17 protein-coding genes and 1 other annotated feature are annotated in these 16,659 nt (G+C 35.2%); all 17 genes read right to left on the bottom strand.

Annotation, left to right across the window (positions count from 1 at the left end; genetic code table 11):
- Positions 1 to 28: 28 nt before the first annotated feature.
- On the bottom strand, positions 29 to 940 hold the full coding sequence (locus ACTNDN_RS02745; protein ID WP_031534334.1) for an RluA family pseudouridine synthase: 912 nt from the start codon (positions 938 to 940) through the stop codon (positions 29 to 31).
- Positions 909 to 1,442 (bottom strand): signal peptidase II, encoded by a 534-nt coding sequence (lspA, locus tag ACTNDN_RS02740; RefSeq protein WP_081836525.1) that lies wholly within the window; start codon positions 1,440 to 1,442, stop codon positions 909 to 911. Before lspA ends, ACTNDN_RS02745 begins: the two co-directional genes overlap by 32 nt.
- A 92-nt stretch (positions 1,443 to 1,534) precedes the next feature.
- On the bottom strand, positions 1,535 to 1,816 hold the full coding sequence (locus tag ACTNDN_RS02735) for a hypothetical protein (RefSeq protein WP_031534331.1): 282 nt from the start codon (positions 1,814 to 1,816) through the stop codon (positions 1,535 to 1,537).
- A 327-nt stretch (positions 1,817 to 2,143) separates the two neighbouring features.
- Entirely contained in the window at positions 2,144 to 4,903 is a 2,760-nt protein-coding gene (gene ileS / locus ACTNDN_RS02730; protein WP_251627342.1) for an isoleucine--tRNA ligase, read from the bottom strand.
- Between the two features lie 125 nt (positions 4,904 to 5,028).
- Positions 5,029 to 5,258 (bottom strand) — a binding site (T-box leader).
- 58 nt (positions 5,259 to 5,316) lie between these two features.
- Positions 5,317 to 5,814, bottom strand: coding sequence for a DivIVA domain-containing protein (locus tag ACTNDN_RS02725; RefSeq protein WP_016201026.1), 498 nt, complete (start codon positions 5,812 to 5,814; stop codon positions 5,317 to 5,319).
- 203 nt (positions 5,815 to 6,017) lie between these two features.
- Positions 6,018 to 6,791, bottom strand: coding sequence for an RNA-binding protein (locus tag ACTNDN_RS02720; protein ID WP_441130735.1), 774 nt, complete (start codon positions 6,789 to 6,791; stop codon positions 6,018 to 6,020).
- Between the two features lie 54 nt (positions 6,792 to 6,845).
- A complete protein-coding gene (locus ACTNDN_RS02715) occupies positions 6,846 to 7,109 on the bottom strand; it encodes a YggT family protein (protein WP_031534325.1) in 264 nt (87 codons plus the stop codon).
- A gap of 6 nt (positions 7,110 to 7,115) precedes the next feature.
- Positions 7,116 to 7,607 (bottom strand): cell division protein SepF, encoded by a 492-nt coding sequence (locus ACTNDN_RS02710; protein ID WP_251627343.1) that lies wholly within the window; start codon positions 7,605 to 7,607, stop codon positions 7,116 to 7,118.
- Between the two features lie 12 nt (positions 7,608 to 7,619).
- Positions 7,620 to 8,297: a YggS family pyridoxal phosphate-dependent enzyme gene (locus ACTNDN_RS02705; protein WP_031534322.1), complete on the bottom strand. Its 678-nt coding sequence runs from the start codon at positions 8,295 to 8,297 to the stop codon at positions 7,620 to 7,622.
- Positions 8,281 to 9,123: a peptidoglycan editing factor PgeF gene (gene pgeF, locus ACTNDN_RS02700; protein ID WP_441130730.1), complete on the bottom strand. Its 843-nt coding sequence runs from the start codon at positions 9,121 to 9,123 to the stop codon at positions 8,281 to 8,283. Before pgeF ends, ACTNDN_RS02705 begins: the two co-directional genes overlap by 17 nt.
- A 338-nt stretch (positions 9,124 to 9,461) precedes the next feature.
- Entirely contained in the window at positions 9,462 to 10,241 is a 780-nt protein-coding gene (gene sigG, locus ACTNDN_RS02695; RefSeq protein WP_441130728.1) for an RNA polymerase sporulation sigma factor SigG, read from the bottom strand.
- A 149-nt stretch (positions 10,242 to 10,390) separates the two neighbouring features.
- Entirely contained in the window at positions 10,391 to 11,110 is a 720-nt protein-coding gene (gene sigE, locus ACTNDN_RS02690) for an RNA polymerase sporulation sigma factor SigE (protein ID WP_016201019.1), read from the bottom strand.
- Between the two features lie 45 nt (positions 11,111 to 11,155).
- On the bottom strand, positions 11,156 to 12,088 hold the full coding sequence (gene spoIIGA, locus ACTNDN_RS02685; protein ID WP_031534315.1) for a sigma-E processing peptidase SpoIIGA: 933 nt from the start codon (positions 12,086 to 12,088) through the stop codon (positions 11,156 to 11,158).
- 477 nt (positions 12,089 to 12,565) lie between these two features.
- Positions 12,566 to 13,732 (bottom strand): cell division protein FtsZ, encoded by a 1,167-nt coding sequence (ftsZ, locus tag ACTNDN_RS02680; protein ID WP_031534313.1) that lies wholly within the window; start codon positions 13,730 to 13,732, stop codon positions 12,566 to 12,568.
- A gap of 173 nt (positions 13,733 to 13,905) precedes the next feature.
- Positions 13,906 to 15,189 carry a cell division protein FtsA gene (gene ftsA / locus ACTNDN_RS02675; protein WP_441130725.1) on the bottom strand — a complete coding sequence of 428 codons (1,284 nt, stop codon included), beginning with the start codon at positions 15,187 to 15,189 and terminating at the stop codon, positions 13,906 to 13,908.
- 344 nt (positions 15,190 to 15,533) lie between these two features.
- Positions 15,534 to 15,899 carry a small basic family protein gene (locus ACTNDN_RS02670; protein WP_031534310.1) on the bottom strand — a complete coding sequence of 122 codons (366 nt, stop codon included), beginning with the start codon at positions 15,897 to 15,899 and terminating at the stop codon, positions 15,534 to 15,536.
- Positions 15,899 to 16,606 carry a DUF881 domain-containing protein gene (locus tag ACTNDN_RS02665; protein WP_031534308.1) on the bottom strand — a complete coding sequence of 236 codons (708 nt, stop codon included), beginning with the start codon at positions 16,604 to 16,606 and terminating at the stop codon, positions 15,899 to 15,901. The genes ACTNDN_RS02670 and ACTNDN_RS02665 overlap by 1 nt, the downstream gene beginning before the upstream one ends.
- Between the last annotated feature and the right edge of the window lie 53 nt (positions 16,607 to 16,659).

Below are 16,659 nucleotides of genomic sequence, written 5' to 3'. Positions count from 1 at the left end.
GTTATCTTAATATAAAATTAAAAGCGTGTCAACGATTATTTCGTAATGTATCTAGAATATTCTCATAGTCTTTAGGAAGTGGTGCTTCAAACTCTAAATATTCCCCTGTGCGCGGATGTTCAAATCCTAGAATTCCTGCATGCAGTGCCTGACCGCCGATATCCAATGTTTTTCTTGGGCCATATTTAGGATCTCCTACAAGTGGATAGCCAATATACTTCATATGCACGCGGATTTGATGGGTGCGTCCTGTCTCTAATTGGCATTCGATAAACGTGTATCCATCCATTCTTTCTAACACATGGAAATGAGTAACAGCATGCTTGCCCTTATCTATAACCGTCATACTTTGTCTATCTTTCGTATCACGGCCAATCGGGGCCTCAACCGTTCCATAATCATGGGGGATAGAACCATGTACCAATGCTTTATATTTTCTCGTTACTGTTTTTGCTACTAATTGATTAACAAGACTCTCATGTGCAGCATCATTTTTTGCAACCATTAATAGTCCAGATGTATCTTTATCGATTCGATGAACAATTCCTGGTCTCATCACGCCATTTATACCGGAAAGATCTTTACAATGAGCCATCAAGCCATTTACTAATGTACCTGTCACATGTCCAGGAGCTGGGTGCACAACCATTCCTTTTGGTTTATTCACTACGATGACATCACTATCTTCATAATAAATATCTAAATCCATTTCCTCTGCTTCTACATCTAGTTCGATTGCTTCTGGTACTTCAATTGTAACTAAATCATTTAAAACACCTTTATACTTTGTTTTAACCGTTTGCCCATTAACTGTAACATGACCGTCTTTTATCCACGCTTGAACCTGTGTTCTCGACCAATCACTGTTAATCATTGAAACGATTTTGTCGATCCGTTCATTTACTTGCTCACTTTGAATGATATGTTCCTTTTTTTCCATGTTTCTTCTCCTTCTTTGCGTCTCTATCCTCCTTCAGCATAACTAGGATTAATAAAATAACGCCAATTACTAAAGATGAGTCTGCAATATTAAATATTGGGAAATCATAATTAAAGATATACGTATTGATAAAGTCTACTACATATTGATGGCGCGCGCGGTCAATAAAATTGCCGATTGCCCCCCCTAAAATAAGACCAAGAGAAACACCATAAAGAATTTTCCCTTTCGTACCTGTCTGAATTAAATAAATCAATCCAATTACAACGATAACAGTGATAATATAGAAGAACACCATTTGATTCTCAAGCATTCCCCAAGCTGCACCACTATTACGATGGGATGTCAGATAGAAAAAATCTTTTATTACTTCGATACTTTCTCCTAGTTCCATATTTTTTACAACTAACCATTTCGTCCATTGATCAAGAATAATAATTATAGCTGCAATTATGTAATAAAACACTAAAGTTTCCTCCAATTCTCGAGTCTCCTTTAGCATTTTAGCATAAACCAGTTGAAAACGATAGCTTGGTTCATTATTTTAAATGGCTGTTTTCGTAAAGTACCCCTTTTTGAATAAAAGCTATTCTCTTAATGAATGGACTTTCTATAATAGGATTGAATGCTATTTATATCCTCTTTCGTTCGAATCGTTGGAATCATTTCCAGCAAATCAACAGGAAGTAACTCTCCTGACATTTCGCACATTCCGAAATTGCCATTTTCTAGTTTTTGCATGGTTTCTTCTACATCTTTTAATTCCTCTTCAATATATTTATTAATTTTCGAGTCTCTTTTAACCCTTAATGTCGTTGCTAATTCGATTTGTGTTATACGGAGTTCTGTATAAAGCTTTTCAATAGTTGAATTCAATTCCATTACCTCCGTTTCTTTAATTATCTTTAGCATTTCCATTGAAGAATACATAAACCGATTAAAGATTTAACAGCCATAACAACTATTAACGGAGGTGGAAGTATTTCTCTTTCTTACCTATGTATAAAAAACTCCACCAGCATCAAGATAATAGACAGACATAACTTTCTCACTATGTAATTATATATTCTTCTTTTCCTTTCCCAATAAAAGGCTTTTACAAAACTTTTTTCCTTGCATTTTTTCTTTGTTTTAAATTATCTTTTAAACACACAAAAAAACCGACAAACTATTGAAAGTTTATCGGTTTTTAAAATTTATCTCTTAATAATTTTCTTCTACTACATGTGCACATCTTTCACATAATGTTGGATGAGCTTCGACTGTGCCAATGTCTGTTGTAACAGTCCAGCATCTTTCACATGTTTCACCGTCTGCTTTTGCTACAACTATTGCAGCATTTTCTAGCTTTAGTGCCTCTTCTGGTGCATTATCATATTTCCCAGCAATTTCAAAACCTGATACGATAAATAATTGCTGTAAGTTTTCTTGAATAGAATTTAGTAGTGTATCTACTTCTTCATTCACATACAGTGTTACTTTCGCAGCAAGGGATTTACCGATGACTTTTTGGTTACGTGCTTCTTCTAATGCTTTAAGCACATCGTCACGTACAGCCAAGAATTTATTCCACTTTTCTTCTACTGCATCACTATTTTCATACACAGTAGATTCAGGGAAATCAGTCAACTGGACACTTTCTTCCTTTACAGAAGAAATATGATCCCAAACTTCGTCAGCAGTATGTGGTAAGATTGGCGCAACTAACTTTGTTAAGCTGATTAAACTTTCATAAAGAACTGTTTGAATAGCTCTTCTTTCTTTGTTATTTGTTGCTTCAATATAAAGGACATCTTTTGAGAAATCAAGATAGAATGCACTTAAATCCAATGTACAGAAATTATTAATATTATGATAAATAGTAGAGAATTCATATTTATCATAGGATTCTGTCACCGTTTTAATGAGCTTATTTAGCTTGATCATCATAAATTGATCCACTTCACGTAATTCCTCATAAGAAAGAGCATCTGTTTCTGGGTTAAAATCAGCAAGGTTTCCTAATAAGAAACGGAAAGTATTTCTGATTTTACGATATCCTTCTGTTACTTGTTTTAAAATAGCATCAGATACACGTACATCTGCTTGGAAGTCTACAGATGCTACCCATAAGCGTAAAATATCTGCACCTAATTGGTTCATTACTTTTGCAGGTATCATGACATTCCCTAATGATTTACTCATTTTGCGTCCTTCTCCATCTAATACGAATCCATGGCTTAAAACAGCCTTATAAGGCGCCTTTCCAGTTACTGCAACACTTGTAGATAGGGAAGAGTTAAACCAACCACGATATTGGTCAGAACCTTCTAGATATAAATCAGCAGGACGTTGCAGATCCTCTCTTTCTAACAATACAGCTTGATGAGAAGAACCAGAATCAAACCAAACATCCATAATATCTGTTTCTTTCGTAAATTCCCCATTTGGGCTGCCTGGATGTGTAAATCCTTCAGGCAATAATTCCTTAGCTGACTTTTCAAACCAAATATTGGAACCATTTTCTCTAAATAAATTCGAGATATGCTCAATTGTTTCATCAGTAATAATACTGTCACCATTTTCTGCATAGAATACAGGAATTGGCACACCCCAAGCACGTTGTCGAGAAATACACCAGTCCCCGCGATCACGAACCATATTATACAATCTAGTTTCGCCCCATGCAGGTACCCATTGTGTTTCTTTAATTGCATCTAATAGATCATTTCTAAAGTCTTTAATAGAAGCAAACCATTGTGCTGTCGCTCGGAAAATAACTGGTTTTTTCGTTCTCCAGTCATGTGGATAAGAGTGTGTGATAAATTGAAGCTTTAATAATGCGCCAACTTCTTCAAGCTTTTCTGTAATTGGCTTATTTGCTTTATCATAGAATAACCCTTCAAATCCAGGTGCCTCTTCTGTCATAACCCCTTTATCATCGACAGGACAAAGAACTTCTAATCCATATTTTTGACCAACTAGGAAGTCATCTTCCCCGTGTCCTGGTGCTGTATGAACACATCCAGTACCAGCATCTGTTGTTACATGCTCCCCTAGCATTACTAAAGAATCACGTCCATAAATTGGATGAGCTGCTAAAATGTTCTCGAGCTCTGCACCTTTTACTTCTTGAACAACATTCGCCTCTTCCCAACCAATCTCTGTTTTAACGCTTTCTAATAAATCTTGTGCAACAAGATACTTGCTTCCTTTTTCCTCGACGACTACATACGTCAAAGTAGGATGAACAGATATACCTAAGTTTGCAGGAATAGTCCAAGGTGTAGTTGTCCAAATAACAATTTGTACATCACTTGCCAATACTCCTTTTCCATCCTTCACTTTGAATCCAACATATATGGATGGAGACTTTTTGTCTTTATATTCAATTTCTGCTTCTGCAAGAGCTGATTCACTTGTTGGAGACCAATAAACTGGTTTTTTGCCTTTATAGATATAGCCTTTTTTCGCCATTTCTCCAAACACTTTTATTTGTTGTGCTTCATAGGCAGGCTTTAGCGTTATATATGGGTTCTCCCAATCACCACGAACACCTAAGCGCTTAAACTGTTCTCTTTGACTGTCAATTTGTTCTAAAGCATATTCTTCACATAACTTACGGAATTCTGCAACGGTCATTTCTTTACGTTTAACGCCTTTATTCGTTAAAGCTTGTTCAATAGGAAGTCCATGTGTATCCCAACCAGGCACATATGGTGCTTGAAAGCCTGTCATGGATTTATAACGAACAATAAAGTCTTTTAAAATTTTATTCAGCGCATGTCCAATATGTATATCACCGTTTGCATATGGTGGGCCATCATGAAGAACAAACATTGGACGTCCTTTTGTACGGTCTTGAACTTTTTCGTAAATATTCATTTCTTTCCATTTCGCTTGCATATCAGGCTCGCGATTTGGTAAATTCCCTCTCATCGGAAAGGCTGTTTTTGGCATCAGCAACGTATCTTTATATTCCATTTTCTTCCTCCAGCATTATTATCTTTTTTTCATCATGTATGCAAGCAATATATTCCGTATTCTATTATAGACATTTCTGCTTTTTTAGAATCAGTATACACAGCAAAAAACCTTCTCATCCCCATGAAAGGGACGAGAAGGTTTTTAAAGGTTCCCGCGGTACCACCCTTATAGATAAAAAGAACTCTTATCCACTTAGACATTTTTTAACGGCAATGAACCGCCTTTTCTTACTTCTATTTCAGAAAAGGACTCAAGGGTGATTTTCAACTTCCAACTTATATCAGGCTTACACCGCCCCTGATTCGCTACTTTAAGTTTCACGGAAATCTACTATCCCTATCAACGCTACATGAATATCTATTTGTGAAAAATTATATTTCATCAATCCATCATTCGTCAAGACTTGGGAATTATTTTGTTGAATTTAATTCAGATGCATCTAATTCATATTCTAATAAATGATCCCAATCATCATTATTAAGCATATCTAATTGTGCTTCAATTAGCATTTTGAATCGAGTACGGAATACTTTTGATTGCTTTTTCAATTCTTCAATTTCAAGAGCAATCTTTCTAGCTTTCGATAGCGATTCATTGACAATGCGATCAGCATTTTTTTCTGCTTCTTTAATAATTAGTTTTGCCTCTTTTTGTGCATTTCGCTTAACTTCTTCGGCAGCTTCTTGTGCTACTACAATGGATTTATTTAACGTTTCTTCAATGTTATTATAGTGGCCGATACGGTCCGTTAACTCATTTAATCTTTCTTCTAGTTCTTTTTTCTCACGGATAATATTTTCATAATCTTTAATTACCTGGTCAAGAAATTCATTTACTTCATCTTCATCATAACCACGGAAGCCTTTGGCAAATTCCTTGTTATGAATATCTAACGGCGTTAATGGCATAAAGCCACCTCCCAAACTTCGATTTCTTTATGTATCATCCTAATTTCGACAGTATTACCGGATTTCCTGCATTATTTTTAAAAAATAAGAAGAAACGTGAAAAATAATGCTACTAAAAAATATTGTAACATATATAGACAATAAAAAAACTATGTTTTTTGTTTGCAGGAAAAATTATGGGACCTTATCTTCCTTCTTATTATCTATTTCAATTTACCTACCACTACCCTCCATTTATCTTTTTTCGTTTTTCCTTCAATGGATTTAATGGTAGCTCGTCCTTCTCCCCGAACAGAAAGCACATCTCCTTCTTCACATATAAATGCAACATTTTCTATTAAAGTAAAATTCACTTTTACAAGTCCTTGTGCAATGTAAGTCTTTGCTTTTTCTCTTGAAAAATTATAGATTGCTGCAATTAGTGTGTCGAGGCGAAGGGAGGAAACAGTCGTCGTCATTTCTGTCCAATGTTCTTCTTTGAAAATTATTTTATCTAATGAAACTTCTGTTAGACTTATCTTCGCTTTCCCAATCGATTCAAGCTGAAGCCTTACATAATCCTCGACTTCTCCTGCAACAATGAATTGAATTTCCTCATCTACAACCAAAATATCACCGAATTTATTACGATTTAACCCAAGCGACATTAAGCTACCTAAAATATGGGGATGCTCAATAGTGACAAATTTCTTTGGATAATTCACTTCTAATAAAGTCAAGTTAAAATCCTTTATGTCTGCCTCGTAATATTCAGGGTATAGAAGTGCCCGTTTTCTTTCTGCCTGATCATGTCCTCCAAAAAATTGAAACTTTACCTCATGATGCTCACCAATAATCATACCGAGGACTTTTTGTTCTCTTGGATCTAAAAAATCGGTTAATTTCGGGGCATAGGTATTCTCGACATAGCTTCGCCAATTTTCTACTTGATCGATAAAGTCTCTTTCTTCAGGACGAAAATGTTGATAGATTGACATGTTTTTAGCTCCTTTTTTGCATAGAAAAAGGGCTATATTAGCCCTCTTAAATACTTATATAAACCACATTCCTAATTGCTGAATTCCCATTCCAGCAAGGTTTAAAACAAAGATAGCAACAATCGGTGAAATATCTAGCATACCAATTGGCGGAATAACTCTCCGGAAAACTTCTAAGTAGGGCTCACAGACTTTTGCAAGAAAAACACCAATAGATGTTTCGCGTGCACTTGGAATCCAAGACATTAGAATGTAAATAATTAAAGCATAGGAGTAATACTGTAATAATTTTGCTAAAACTAAAATAATAAATGTCATTCGTTGTTACCACCTCGTATTTTCGTATTCTGCATCCTGCAGGATTTGCGATATATTTCCTGATACTTCCACATTATCTGGCGTACATAAAAATATATCTGTACCAATTTTTTGAATATCTCCACCAATCGCATAAACAGTCCCACTAAGGAAATCTACTATTCGTTTACCTTGGTCCTTTTCAATCCGCTGTAGATTAACAACGACAGCCCGACGGTTTTTCAACTGATCTGCAATATCCTGTGCTTCTGCATATACCCGTGGCTCCACCAAAAATACTTTTGATGATTTTTGGATACTTTGTAGACTTACTACATTTTGGTTATTAGTTTTCGGCTGTTGAACATGTTGATTTTGCTGATTATGATAATTTTGCTGAACAGGCTGTTTATAATGTCTAGCAGGCTCGCTTGGCTCGTCTTGATAGTTAGCTTGCTCTTCTTCGTAATCTTCATCTTCTAAAAAAAAGAACGTTTTTATTTTCGATTTTATACTCATTTCACTTGCCTCCTATTTCTCGCTTCCTACTAAAGCAGTTCCAATTCTTATCATCGTTGCTCCCTCTTCGATCGCAATGGAATAATCATTCGACATGCCCATAGAAAGCTCTGTGCATGGAGCATATGGTAATTGTAATCCTTTTACATCTTCTTGAATGCTTTTTAATTTTTGAAAGCATTGACGAAGTAATAATTTATCTTCTGTAAATGGTGCCATTGTCATTAATCCAACTACTTGAACATTTGGATAGTTGGATAATTGTTTCACAAAATCAATTACTTCTTCTGGTTCCATTCCATGCTTCGATTCTTCTTTCGAAACATTAACCTGTACAAAACACTTTATGGTACGATTCGCTCTTTTATGTATTTCTTTTGCCAAAGATAGTCGATCCAAAGAGTGAATATAGTCTACATAATCTATAATACCTTTTACTTTTCTAGTCTGCAATGATCCAATAAAATGCCAAATTGGCTTGTCCTGAAGAACTTCATACTTTGCCAGTAAGCCTTCTTCACGATTTTCACCTAGATGAACAATTCCAGCATCTAACGCTTCTTGTGCTCGCTCTATTGTAACATACTTTGTCACAGCAATAAGTGTTATCTCTTCTGGATTCCGATTTACTTTTTCACACGCATGCGCAATTTCCTGCTTTATAACACTAAGATTATCTTTCACTAACATTTTCGTTTCCTTCTTCCTCTCTCCATCCAATATAACTCATCATTCTTCCTGTTTTCCCCTTATCCCTTCTATGAGAGAAAAAATAAGCGTCATCTTCATAGGTACAATAATTAGTTAGATGAATATTGCTTTCCAGCACTCCTGTTTCTAATAAAATCTGCTTATTTGCTTCTTGTAAATTCAGTCTGTATTGCCCCGGAGAAACAGTCGTATATGACTTCGCTTGAGAATGTAACACCATATCTATTTCATTGATGACTCGGTCATCCACTATATAATGACGATCTGTAATGGAAGGACCAATAACAGTAAGCACCTCATCAACAGGTATACCGTGTGAAGCAAATACATTGATCATTTCCCTAGCAATGCCTTTAACCGTCCCTTGCCAGCCTGCATGTGCAATCCCAATTGCCTTTGTAACGGGATGAATAAAATATAACGGAACACAATCTGCAAAACATAGAGTTAATAATATATTTTTTTCTAAAGTAAAAAAACCATCTGTATCCTTTAACGCACTTTCATAATCTTTAGCACCCATACCTAAATGATCATTTGTCACTTTGGCAATATGGACTTTATGCGTTTGTTCTGCACCAACCCATCGTTCCAAAGGAAACATTAACTTTCGCGCTACCTCATCGCGGTTAGCTATAACCGTTTCCTTCTGATCATTCACATGAAACGCCATATTTAAACTAGCATAATCGCCTTTACTTTTCCCATCATTTTTTGTTGTGAAACCAGCTAATAAATTTGGGAACTGCTGCTCCCATAAATCAAGATTGAAAAACTGTTTATTTTGTAAAGTAAAAGGTTCCATTATCTAACCCCATCTTTTTGTTTTAGTTTACCATATGGACCTATAATTGGTCACAGAAAAACATGATTTTCTTTGGAAATAAGATTGCATTTTATAAAATGGGGGTTATTTTTTCTAATCCGAGAATCTTCTAAATTAACTATGCTAATTGGTGGCGTCTTATTTCGTTACCTAATGGATAGCAAAGTCACTATTAGTTAAACTAGCACTCAAAACTCGCATGATCCATTTCTATAATTATTTATGTATTTTATTAAAAAAAAGCATTTTTCCAATAGAAAAGGTTAGACAATCATTAAAGTATCATACTTTAAGAAGTCTAACCCGCTATTCCTATTTTAGCTTTGAATATTTTTATTCATTTGTTTAATAGCAGCCTTTTCCAATCTTGAGACTTGTGCTTGTGAGATGCCGATTTCATCTGCAACTTCCATTTGTGTTTTGCCTTGGAAAAATCGCTTTCGCAAAATCATTTTTTCTCGATCATTTAATCGGCGCATTCCTTCTTTTAATGCCAATTCTTCCACCCATTGTATGTCTTTATTTTTTTCGTCACTTAATTGGTCCATTACATAAATCGGATCTCCACCATCATTATATATTGGTTCAAAAAGAGACACTGGATCTTGAATAGCATCTAACGCAAAAACAATATCCTCATGGGGAATGTCTAACTCTTTGGCAATTTCCTCAGCTGTCGGTTCTTTTGATGTTTTATTCATCAACCTTTCTCTGACCTGTAGTGCCTTATAAGCAATGTCTCTCAGAGATCTGGAAACCCTAATTGGATTATTATCGCGGAGATACCTGCGAATTTCACCAATAATCATCGGGACAGCATAGGTGGAAAACTTTACGTTTTGACTTAAATCAAAATTATCGATAGATTTCATTAGACCAATACAACCCACTTGAAATAAGTCATCCACGAATTCTCCTCGATTATTAAATCGTTGAATCACACTTAATACGAGGCGGAGATTTCCATTTACGAGACTTTCTCTTGCGGATATATCTCCCTCATGCATTTTCTTGAAGAGCAATCTCATTTCTTCGTTTTTTAACACTGGAAGCTTTGATGTATCAACACCGCAAATTTCTACTTTATTTCGAGTCAATCTATTTCCCTCCTCACAGGAGCTGCTGTACAAAAAACAGTATCTCCCCGAGAAGGAAAAATATGCATGAGAAGAATTTTTGTTAAATTTCCAATTTACGCTAATTTCAGTTGGAATTATGTGGGACAAGGATTTCTAAACAAAATTTTTTAAACCATTTTATTAAATTCTTTTTGAAGTCTCTTAATAATTCTCTTTTCTAATCTGGAAATATACGATTGAGAAATGCCTAGCATGTCTGCTACATCTTTTTGGGTTTTTTCTTCTCCTGTTCCTAAACCAAACCGTAATTCCATGATTTGTTTTTCTCTTTTAGAAAGTTGATGTAATGCTTTTACCAAGAGCTTTTTATCCACACTTGCATCTAAATCCTTCGTAATAATATCATCTTCTGTTCCCATCACATCTGATAGAAGTAGTTCATTTCCATCCCAATCAATATTCAACGGCTCATCAAATGAAACTTCTGAGCGAATTTTATTATTTCTCCGCAAATACATTAATATTTCGTTTTCAATACATCTGGAGGCATATGTGGCAAGTTTAATTTTTTTCTCTGGATTAAATGTATTAACCGCCTTAATTAATCCAATGGTGCCAATACTAATTAGGTCTTCAATATTAATACCCGTGTTTTCGAACTTCCTCGCAATATAAACAACAAGACGCAAATTTCTCTCAATAAGCATCGAGCGAGCTGCTTGATCCCCTTTTGGAAGTTTTTCCAAAAGCATTTCTTCTTCTTCTTTCGTTAACGGAGGAGGCAGTGCTTCACTTCCACCAATATAAAATACTTCGTCTGTTTTCAATCCAATTTTAATTAAAAATTTGTACCAATAATAAGATAAGCGAAGCTTCCATTTCTTCATGTGCATTTCCTCCTTCTAAACGATGTTTTTCGTGAGTATAGTATATTAACTAACCTTTTCCTCCACTGATTTTTTCCCTAATAGCATTTTCGGATGAACAATACAATCAAATGCATCCTCAGCAGAGAGAACTTGGTTTGTAAACGAAATCAATCCTTTTTCAACAATAGTTACTTCCTGCTCTTTTTTCAACAGCAAAACATCTGGTTTCACTGCTATAATTAGTTGGTGATCCTTGCCGACTACTTTATATGGAATAATGCGCATCTTACTTTCCCACTCTGGAGCAATTGGCTCACTTCCATAAATAACCTGTTCTGGCTGTTCTGATAAACGAATTAATTCTGCCGGCATATCATTTCCGATATTCTTCAAGGAAACAAACATAACCGGAAGACGAGAGATTGGATCATATACTTGATTTCCGCTATCCACCAATCCCTTTACCGAAAACTCTTTTCCACCAATTTGAAAAATCACATCAATTATTTGCTCATATTGAATCTTTGTAACTTCAATCCCTTCCACATTTCTGCGTGAAAAGTACCAGGCAACAGGAAAGCCAAGAAGGACAAATAGCCAACTAATAGGATCACCAAATCCTTTTACACTTGCAAGAAGTACAGAAGAAGACAGTTGAAAATCAAACTGTATAAAATAATGGGCGCCTATCAATGTTCCTCCAATTAAAAAGGTAGCTAAGTAAAAAATCATCAACGCTTGAAGATAGGTGCGAAATCGCTTATATCCAAAAGCAGTTGCTACCATGATAATCGAAAATAGTAGCTTCGATACAGGATGACTTGTATAGGGACTAAGCGATGTGATGGATAACAAAATAATTAGGGAACCAATAAATCCTCCAAGCAAAATTCTCCAATGAATGATTTTTTTCTTTAAAAGAATTCCAGTTAAATATAGTAATAAACTGTCAAATAGAAAATTTAATAGCCATATTACATCTAGATAAATGGCCAAACATGTAACTCCTCCTCTCCTTCATCGAAGCTTTGTAAATGACTGACCTTATCCTTATTCATCTGCATTATAACTAGAAAGCAATCAAGATCCTCACAGTTCTTGCAAATGAAAAAGGGATCATCGCCAAAGCCACAAAAGAAGTAAATCTTCTCTCTATTAATCTGTTACGAAAAAGTATAACGTACTTGTTCTTGAAATTCTGTCACTTTCTGTAATCAAAAAATCAGAAATTTCCTCTATTTCTAACGGTTTTTGTCACTATATCTCCTAACTGAATATTTTTTAGTTCTAGCGAAATATTATCAGTTTTTTTAATAATTCTAAGCAATATTAAATGGAAAATGAGAAAAAGGATAATGGATGAATGCAATTAAAAAGGGGATTTTTATAGCTAGCTTAAAAAATCTAGACTGCAAAATAAAAAACCTCTCCATTATTGTAAAAATAACAGAAAGGTTTTTGCTACAGAAGTAATTATCTTCTGCGGTTTCTATTTCTTAAGAAGGTTGGGATATCTAAAGTATCCTCTGTTTGTTGTACGTTTGTACTTCTCGGTTGTTCTTTTTGAACATTTGGCTCTTCTCTTTTAGGTTCTCTAGTATTAGCTTGATTGCTGTTTTGGCTTGCATTATTGGCATTTGGCTTTAACCCTCCAAATCCAGGTCTGCCTTGCTGTGGTTGAGATAAGTCTTGGTTGAAGCCTGTAGCAATTACAGTAACAACTATTTCATCTTTTAAATTATCATTGATAACAGAACCAAAAATCATATTTACATCTTGATCTGAAGCTGATGCAACAATATCTGCTGCTTCTTGTACTTCATACAAGCTTAAATTCGATCCGCCAGTGATATTCATTAATACCCCTTGTGCTCCGTCAATAGAAGTCTCAAGAAGTGGAGAAGAAATTGCTTTTTTCGCTGCTTCAGCTGCACGATTTTCTCCAGAAGCAACCCCTATACCCATAAGAGCTGAACCTTTGTTTACCATAATAGTTTTTACATCAGCGAAGTCTAAGTTAATTAGACCTGGTGTTGCAATTAAGTCAGAGATACCTTGTACACCTTGACGCAATACATTATCTGCTTCTCTAAACGCTTCAAGCATTGGAGTTGATTTATCTACAATTTCAAGTAAGCGGTCATTTGGAATTACAATTAACGTATCCACTGCGTCTTTTAGTGACGTAATACCACTTGCAGCGTGGGTAGATCTTTTTCTTCCTTCAAAAGTGAATGGTCTTGTTACCACTCCGACTGTTAAAGCACCTAAGTCATGGGCGATTTGAGCGATAACTGGTGCAGCACCTGTACCAGTTCCTCCACCCATTCCAGCCGTTACAAAGACCATATCTGCTCCCTTTAAAGCCTCTTCAATTTGTTCTTTGCTTTCCTCAGCAGCCTTCTTTCCTACTTCAGGATTGGCACCTGCACCAAGGCCTCTCGTCAACTTGCCGCCAATTTGCATTTTTATTTCTGCTTTCGATAAATTTAATGCTTGTGCATCTGTATTCACAGCAATAAACTCTACCCCTTGAACACCATGTTCAATCATTCGGTTAACAGCGTTATTACCGCCGCCACCTACTCCTATTACCTTTATTACAGCTAGTGAATCTATATTTGTATCAAATTCCAACATGACAAATCCTCCTAATTCGTCGATATTCAGCAGTATCGAACTGTCCGCATCTCAAGTCTTGGTGATATGGAGTAACATACCATTTAAAAATATACCTAGACTGACCCTAAACGACTCTCAGCCTTCTCGAAGTTCTTTTTATTAATACATGTCCATCCTATTAAAGCCATTCATTAATCGAAGAAATAACCCATAAATTTCTTAAACTTTGAAGGTTCCTTCTCAACTTGTTTTTTCTCATATGCTGGTTTTTGGGTTGCTTGTTTTTGAACTTTTTCCCTATTTTCAGCAGGAACGGTGACAGGATTATGGATATTTCCACCTTGAAGTTTACTATTTTTATAGGAGAATTTAATTAACCCAACAGCAGTTGTATATTGTGGCTCTCTTACTCCAATATAATCAGGAATAGCAATTCTAACACGGCTTTGGAAAACACCTTGTGCCAATTCTAAAATTCCTTTTGTACTAGCAACGCCACCAGTTAATACGAATCCTCCTGGAAGATCGTATACCCCGTATCTCACTAGTTCGTGACCAACCAGTTCAAAGATTTCTTCTAATCTAGCTTCTATGATATCAGAAATCTCTAATTGATTAAATTGTTGATGCTGATCGCTTCCTATAATAGGAACACTAAATACCTCCTCTTCAGAAGCATGATCATAAAAGGCATATCCATACTTTATCTTGATTTTTTCTGCATCTTCTGTCGTAGTACGAAGACCAATCGATAAATCTTTTGTGATGTGGTCTCCTCCTATAGGAATTACACTAGTTGCTTTAAGAAAACCATTTTCAAATACAGCAATTGTGGTGGAACCACCGCCAATATCTATTAAAGCAACCCCTAAGTTTTTTTCATCTTTTGAAAGTGCGAAGGAGCCTGAAGCAAGTGGCTGCAAGGAAATATCCTGAATTTCAAGTCCAGCTCTTTCCACACATCTTAAGGTGTTATGTAGTATGGTTTTACTTCCTGTTATTATGGTACCTTCCATTTCCAGTCGTACACCTATCATTCCTCTTGGATCGGTAATTTCGTCTAATCCATCAACAATAAATTGCTTAGGAATAATATCAATAATTTCTTTTTCTGGGGGAATAGAGACTACTTGTGCTGCATCCTTTACCCTAATTACATCCTCAATTGTAATTTCGCGATTTTCACTAGAAACTGCAACTACCCCACGTGAAGTTTGCAGATTTACATGATTTCCCGAAACGCCAACAATTACTTGTTTTATTTCCATCCCAACCATTCTTTCGGCTTGCTCTATTGCCTGTCGAATAGAATGAACGGTTTCATCTATATCCACAATTGAACCTTTTTTTAAACCTTCTGATGGAACGATGCCTACACCAATAATATTTAAAGATTCGTTAATCATCTCGCCAATGATAACTTTTATGCTGGATGTACCGATGTCTAGACTTACATAAAGTTCATTGCTGTTCATTCTCGGGCACCTCCTTTTGCATTTTAAATAAAGTGAACAACAAATTATGTCATACAGTAGAAAAATAAAATTTCAACATTTTTATTAAGAAGTAACGTCTTCTATTTTCATCGTTTTTTGATATACATAAGATATAAGATAAATTTCATCTATAACTATTCTATTGTATACCAGGCAACACCATATTTTCACTAAGTTTTCACTTAGTGTCAATAAAATTTTAGACTTTTTTACTATAAATAGGACTAATTACTTATTCATTAAAGGAATTTCATCATTCACTTTGACATTTCTATTAATATTTAAATTATTCGCCAAAACTAATATATTCCCTTTTTTCTCTGTCAACTTTTTTCAATTTTTTCGGGAGAATTAGTATTTGATTTCTTTAAAATAATACTTCTAATTACAGCAATGTTTTGAAATAGTCTCACACCAAATGCAAAAATCGCCGCTAAGTATAAGTCTACACCAAGATGAACACCTAGAAAAGCTAAACTTGCTGCAAGGACAATATTAAAAAAGAAGCCTGTTACAAACACCTTTTCATCAAAAATATTTTGCAGATGTGCTCGAATCCCACCGAATAAGGTGTCCAATGCTGCTAGAACTGCAATCGATAAATAATTCGCATATTCTTCTGGTACTTTTATATCGGTTAATAGTCCAAAGACAAGCCCAACAATCAACCCAAATATAGGAAGCCACATTATGAATCGCCTCCTTCATTTGTATTTGCAGGCTCCATATTATGGATAGTAACAGCCTTACTGTATGCTGGAATCGTGATTGCCTTCTCTGGTTTTTCTACATTTAATAAAAGATTGGAAACAAAAAATTCATCTGCTGATTTAGAAACCTTCATGTAGTTAAACAATTTTTCTGCAGTACTAGCATCTTTCGCTATTACCTTTATTTCAATCGGCAGCTGATTAAGGGGATTTCCATCCATTTTCAACACATTATTTATTTCACGGATAACAGTTGTATTCACATAGCGATTATCATTGATCGCTATCTCCTCTGCCCCATATAAATTCAACTCATTTACCAATCGCTGTAATAATTCAGATGTCACTTCTCCAGGTTCTTCCCCTAATAGAATTTCTGTATTAACAGATGCAATTTTTAAGATGATTCCATTTCCAGTTACTTCTGTTAAACCAGCTTCCTGCTTTAATTCTTTTAGCGTATCTTTTAATACCTCTGCTTTACTTTCAGAGGTTTCATTTTCATACTCATCTAATTTTGCGTTTATCGATCGAATTTCATTAATAAGCTGCAATTCTAATTTTTTTTCATTTATTAAATCTTCTCTTAGTTCCCATGTATCTCTTGTATCCCGTACTACCGGTTCTTTTATTGTCTGAAATTGTACTGCAATCATAAATCCGACAATAAGCGTTATTCCAGTCATTGTTATAAAATTCTTATTCAAAGCGCATCATACTTTCTACTCATCATACTTAC

This window comes from Niallia sp. HCP3S3_B10 (genome assembly GCF_052064465.1).
GTDB lineage: Bacteria > Bacillota > Bacilli > Bacillales > Cytobacillaceae > Niallia > Niallia hominis.
This window is presented reverse-complemented; position numbering and strand designations above follow the sequence as displayed.